This window comes from Massilia genomosp. 1 (genome assembly GCF_011682185.1).
Classification (GTDB): domain Bacteria; phylum Pseudomonadota; class Gammaproteobacteria; order Burkholderiales; family Burkholderiaceae_D; genus Telluria_A; species Telluria_A rubra.
In genome coordinates this window covers 1-235 of the sequence record NZ_WHJF01000687.1, presented here as the reverse complement: position 1 = coordinate 235, position 235 = coordinate 1, and the positions used below count along the sequence as shown (strand labels likewise).

1 pseudogene is annotated in these 235 nt (G+C 66.4%); it reads right to left on the bottom strand.

Features of this window, described 5'->3' with window-relative positions:
- A pseudogene (locus tag F1735_RS35265) lies at window positions 1-235 on the bottom strand (IS66 family transposase); the annotation flags it as partial.

Genomic DNA, 235 nt, shown 5'->3' with positions numbered 1-235 from the left:
GCAAGGTGCCGGTCGACGGCTTGATGCCGTACAAGTCGCCAAGCAACTGGGCGGCGCGCGCGTACGGCAGCATTTGACCATGGATCAGATGGACGGCGAGCGCCTTCACGTTCGGGCCGTATTGCACTGTCTCCGTGACCGCGCCGGGAAAGGCGCCGACGTGCACCCGGCCGCAGCGGCAAACCTGTTCCAGGACTTGGTGCTCGACAACCTCGCGCGGCGCCAGCGGAATGTC